Origin of the sequence: Micromonospora sp. NPDC049580 (assembly GCF_040675595.1) — a bacterium.
GTDB lineage: Bacteria > Actinomycetota > Actinomycetes > Mycobacteriales > Micromonosporaceae > Micromonospora.
Genome location: NZ_JBFAPG010000451.1, coordinates 1 through 5225 on the forward strand (window position 1 = coordinate 1; position 5225 = coordinate 5225).

General features: G+C 72.4%; 4 protein-coding genes. All 4 read right to left on the minus strand.

What is annotated here, in order from left to right; genetic code table 11:
• Nucleotides 1–942 (minus strand): NAD-dependent epimerase/dehydratase family protein (locus AB0J68_RS26540; RefSeq protein ID WP_363940981.1); only part of this gene is annotated, 942 nt, incomplete at its 3' end.
• Nucleotides 943–950: 8 nt separating this feature from the next.
• Nucleotides 951–1745 carry a glycosyltransferase family 2 protein gene (locus AB0J68_RS26545; RefSeq protein WP_354857837.1) on the minus strand — a complete coding sequence of 265 codons (795 nt, stop codon included), beginning with the start codon at nucleotides 1743–1745 and terminating at the stop codon, nucleotides 951–953.
• Nucleotides 1742–2953 carry a nucleotide sugar dehydrogenase gene (locus tag AB0J68_RS26550; RefSeq protein ID WP_354857834.1) on the minus strand — a complete coding sequence of 404 codons (1212 nt, stop codon included), beginning with the start codon at nucleotides 2951–2953 and terminating at the stop codon, nucleotides 1742–1744. Before AB0J68_RS26550 ends, AB0J68_RS26545 begins: the two co-directional genes overlap by 4 nt.
• Nucleotides 2954–3228: 275 nt before the next feature.
• A partial coding sequence (gene pheT / locus AB0J68_RS26555; protein ID WP_363940984.1) for a phenylalanine--tRNA ligase subunit beta occupies nucleotides 3229–5225 on the minus strand: 1997 nt, incomplete at its 5' end.

Below are 5225 nucleotides of genomic sequence, written 5' to 3' on the forward strand. Positions count from 1 at the left end.
CCCGAGCACCTCACGGGCCTTGGTGACGTCCGGCACGCGCTTCTGCACGTCGTAGCGGAACGGCTCATCGGAGACGTACCGGAACGGCACGTCCGGGCCCTTGATCTTGTGCCAGATCAGCTCTGCCAACTCGAGCACGCTGGTGGACTCCGCTGTCGACAGGTTGAAGTCCTCGTTGCGGGCGGCCGGGTGCTCGATCGCGGTGGCGATCCCCCGGGCCAGGTCGCCGCCGTACGTGTAGTGGCGCACCTGGTTGCCCGCACCGAGGATGTGCAGCGGGTCCTGCCCCTTGACGATCTTCTGCACCAGGTCCGGCACGACGTGCGACATGGCCAGCTTCACGTTGCCCGAGAGCACCTCTGCCTGGCCGAGCGCCCGCCCCTCGCCCACGCCCACGCAGTTGAACGGCCGGACGATGGTGTACGGCACCTGGTACTGCTCCCAGGCGGCGCGGGCGTAGTACTCCACGGCCAGCTTCTGGAACCCGTACGACGACAGTGGCGGTGGGACTCGCCGCTCGTCGCCCTCCCGGCTCGGCCACTGCTCGGTCGACTCGTAGACCATCGAGGAGGAGAGATAGGTGACCTTGGACAGCTGCCCGTCCCGGTGCGCACGGATCGCCGCGTCGCACGTCGCCGCCATGATCCGCTCGTTGGTGGCGAGCAGATCGTAGGCGTACGCGTGGAAGTAGGAGATCCCGCCGATCATCGCCGCCCCGGCCACCAGGTGGTCGCAGCCGTTCAGCAGCTCGGTGAGCAGATCGACGTCGCGGGCGTCACCCTCGACGAAGCGGTAGCGGGGATGGTCGTCATAGCTGTGGGTTACCGGCCCGTACTTGGAGAAGTTGTCGACCGCGACCACTTCGTGGCCCCGGTCCAACAGCTCCTCGACGAGGTAGCCGCCGATGAATCCGGCCGAACCAGTTACCAGGACCTTCGCCACGTGCGCTCCTAAGCGGTTTTCTCGTACTCGGTGCTGTTGTCCTGCGGGTCGCGCGGGGCCGGCACGGCCGCCGCGACGGTGCCCGCGGCGAGCTTCTCCCGGCTCAGCCGCCGACCGTAGGCGAAGAAGTACCAGCGCAGGTAACCGGGAAGGAACCGACCCAGGTCGAAGTGGGACTCGCCCAGCGGCCGGTCCAGCCAGATGGTCGGGATCTCGGCCACCGGCAGCCGCAGCCGGGTGGCCTTGGCCGTCAGCTCCAGGCCGATCTCGAACCCGGTCCGGGACTCGATGCCCACCTCCCGGACGAAGGCCGTGTCGTACGCCTTGAAGCTGTTGGTGGCGTCCCGGGTGCCGACCCGGGCGAAGGTGTAGAGGCTGCGCCCGGCCCACCGGGACATCATCCGCTTCAGCCGTGGCCCGCCCACCTGCTGCCCGCCCGGCATGTAGCGGGAGGCCGCGGCCACCACCACGCCCCGGTCCACCAGCCGGGCCAGCTCGTCGATCTGACGCGGGTCGTCGCAGCCGTCGGCCATGGTCACCACCACGACGGGGGCCTGGGCCGCGTCGACACCGAACCGGATCGCGTTCGCGGGCCCTCGGCCGTAGGTGTTGAGCACCGCCCGGACGCGCGGGTCCTGCCGGGCGATCTGCTCGGCGTACGGCACGGTGGTGTCCTCGGGCATGTCGTGCACGATGAGCACCTCGGCCGGAAGCAGCATCTCCCGCAGCATCCGCTCCAGGCAACGGACGATCGCCTCGCCCTCGTTGTAGACCGGGACGACGACCGACACGCGTGGCGTCACACCCGCACCCCCTGTCCGGTCAGCCCCCACATGTCGATCAGTGGGGTGTCGGTCTCCAGTCGGGCGTACTGCTCGTGCGGCGCGGCGATGACCAGCAGGTCGGCCCGGCGCAGCACCTCGTCCAGGTCGACGAAGCGCTCGTCGGCCACGTACGGGTCGGTGCAGAGCGTCTCCCGGGTCTTCAGCGCCAGGATCTTGCGCAGCTTGTACGCCAGGCTCTCCCGCGGGTCGTCGCTGCCGCCCTTGAACGCCATACCGAGGATGCCGACCGTCATCTCGGACAGGTCGAACCGGTCCTCCAGACGGGACACCAGGTACAGCGGCAGCCCTTCGTTGATCAGCATGGCGGAGTGGCCGAGCACGAAGTTGTTCCGGTTGAACGCCGCGAGCTGCATGGTGTCCTTGAACAGGCACGGCCCGGCGGCGAAGCCGGGCATCGGCAGGTCCGCCGCGCGCGGATAGTCGTACGCCACCGCGTGCCGGATCCGGGCGAAGTCGAGGCCGAAGTCGTTGGCCATCATCCAGAACTGGTTGGCGGTGGCGAACTTGATGTAGCGCCAGGTGTTGGTGAAAAGCTTGGCCAGCTCCGCCTCCTCCGGCTCCAGTGGCACGATCTCCTCGGTGAGGTGCCGGAAGAGCTTCTCCGCGCGGGCCAGCGCCGTCGGCGTCCGGGCCGCCACGATCTGCGGCAGCGTGAACAGCTCGGTCATCGCCCGCCCCTCGGCGATCCGCTCCGGACAGAACGCCACGTCGGCGCGGATGCCCTTGCCGGCCAGCAGCTTCTCGGTCAGCGCGGTCACTCCCGGGTAGACGGTGCTGCGCAGCACCACGAGTTGCCCGTCGCGCAGGTGCTCGGCGCACCGCTCCAGGGCCCGGGGCACCGCGCCGAGGTCCGGGTTGAGGTGCTCGTCGACCGGCGTGCCGACCACCACCACCAGGTGCTCGGAACCGCCCACGCTGGCCGGGTCGGTGGTCGCCCGCAGCCGCCCGGCGGCGACCGCCTCGGCCAACGGGTCCGCGGCGCCGGGCTCGGCGAACGGGAGCCGGGCCGCGTTCACCGTGGCCACCGCGTCGGCGTTGATGTCGTACAGGACCACGGAGAGGCCACGGGCGGCGAAGGCGATGCCCAGAGGCAGACCCACCCGACCGCAGCCACCGACGATGCAGACGTCGGCCGTCGTGACCTGCGCGGCCCGATCCTCGGACATGGATCAACTCCCATGGGGGTGGTGGGGGTGTCTTCCGGTGGTCGCCGGAATTCAAGCAGGCTAACCGCTCGGAGGTGACTCGCGGGTAGCCGAACATGCCGAGGCCGGTGCCCTTTCGGCCGATAGCCCACATGGTGAACGGATCCGGTGACGCAGCGCGATTGGATGAGCCCCCTCAGGAACCGCGGCAGCAGGTGCCTGCGGGCCCAGCGCAGGCCGGCGGTGACCACCGCGAGTACGGCGGCCACCGCGAGCTATCCCCGCACCGGAACCCCTCAGGCGCCGCGCAGGGTCGCGCCGAGGCGCTCAGCCGCGACGGCGACCGCCGCGTCCCGTGCCGCCACGGCCTCCTCGACGGTCAACGTCCGGTCCGGCGCCCGGAACGTCAGCTTGTACGCCAGCGACCGTCGCCCCTCGCCGAGCTGCGCGCCGGAGTACACGTCGAACAGCCGCACGTCCTCCAGCAGCTCCCCGGCGCCCGCCTCCAGCGCACGACGCACCTGCTCCGCCGGCACCGAGTCGTCCACCACCAGGGCCACGTCGATCAGCGCCGGCGGGAAGCCGGACACCGTCGGCGCGGGCGTCACCGGGGTCGGCGGCAGCGCGTCGAGGTCCAGTTCCATCGCGCAGGTGCGGCGGGGCAGCTCCAGCGCCGCGACCACCACCGGGTGCAGCTCGCCGGCGTGCCCGACGACCGTGCCGTCGACGCGCACCTCGGCGCAGCGGCCCGGGTGCCACGGCGCGTACTCGGCCGCCCGCACCTCCACCCGCTCGTCGGGGATCCCGGCGGCGTCGAGCACGTCACGGGCCGTCTCGACGGCGTCCGCCCAGCCGGCCGGTCGACCCGCGCCCCACCAGCCGGCCGGGTCGAGGTCGCCGGCGAGCACCGCCGCGACGTGCACCGGCTGCGCCGGCACCACGGCGTCGGCGGCGGCGAACTCCTCGTCAGTCGGTCGCCGGTCCACGCCCATCGCCGGCGGGCTGCCGGCGCCGGGACGCGGGTGGAAGACCGCGCCGATCTCGTAGAGGGCGAGGTCACGGTGACCCCGGCCGAGGTTGCGCTTGAGAATGCCGAGCAGCGGGCCGAGCAGCATGGTGCGCAGCAGCGGCTCCTCCTCCGACAACGGGTTGGCCAGCCGCACCGCGGGCCGGCGGGGGTCGTCGGCCGGCAGGCCGAGCTGGTCGGCCAGCTCCGGCGACACGAACGGGTGCGCGAGCACCTCCACGTACCCCCGCTCGGCCAGCGACACGGCCACGGCCCGGCGGCGACGCTGGCGCGGGGTCAGCCCGCGACCGGGCGGCGCGGTCGGCAGCACCGACGGGACCTTGTCGTACCCGTCGAGGCGGACGACCTCCTCGACCAGGTCGGCCGGGTCGGTCAGGTCGGGCCGCCAGCTCGGCGGGGTGACGCTCAGCGCCACGCCCGCGCCGCTGGCCGTGCCGACCGCGCCGGGGTCCTCGGACAACCGGTCCGCGCCCTGCGCGACCGTGCAGCCGACCTGCTCCAGCAGGGCGACGACCCGCGCCGGCGGGTACTCGACGCCGACCCGCCGGGTCGGCAGGTCCGCCGGCAGGGTGATCGGGGTACGCGGCCGGACGTGGTCGATGTCCAGGATCTCCGCGCTCGGGGTGCCGCCGCCGTGCTCGGTGAGCAGCTCAACGGCCCGCTCCAACGCGACCAGCGCCACGGCCGGGTCGACGCCCCGCTCCCAGCGCTTCGCGGCCTCGCTGAACAGCTTGTGCCGGCGGGCCGTGCGCCCGACCATCGCCGGGTCCCAGTGCGCCGCCTCGAAGAGCACTGTGGTGGTGCCGGGGACGACCTCGCTGGTCTCGCCACCCATCACCGCCGCGAGGGAGATCGGCCCGGTGTCGTCGCAGATCACCATGTCGTCGGCGGTAAGCACCCGGTTGACGCCGTCCAGGGTGGTCAGCTTCTCCCCCGGCTCGGCGCGGCGGACCACAAGCGGCCCGACGATCCGGTCGGCGTCGAAGGCGTGCATCGGCTGGCCCAGCTCCAGCATCACGTAGTTGGTGATGTCCACCGGCAGCGAGATGCTGCGGATGCCGGCGGTGATGAGCCGCTGGGCCATCCACGACGGGGTGGGCGCGGTCGGGTCGATGCCGCGGACCAGGCGGGCGGTGAACCGGTCGCAGCCGACCGTGTCGCGGACCTCCACCGGGTACGCCGGCGTCGGCGTGCCGCCCGGCGCGGGCGCCATCCCCGGGTCGCGCAGCGGCACGTCGAACGCGTGCGACAGCTCCCGGGCCAGGC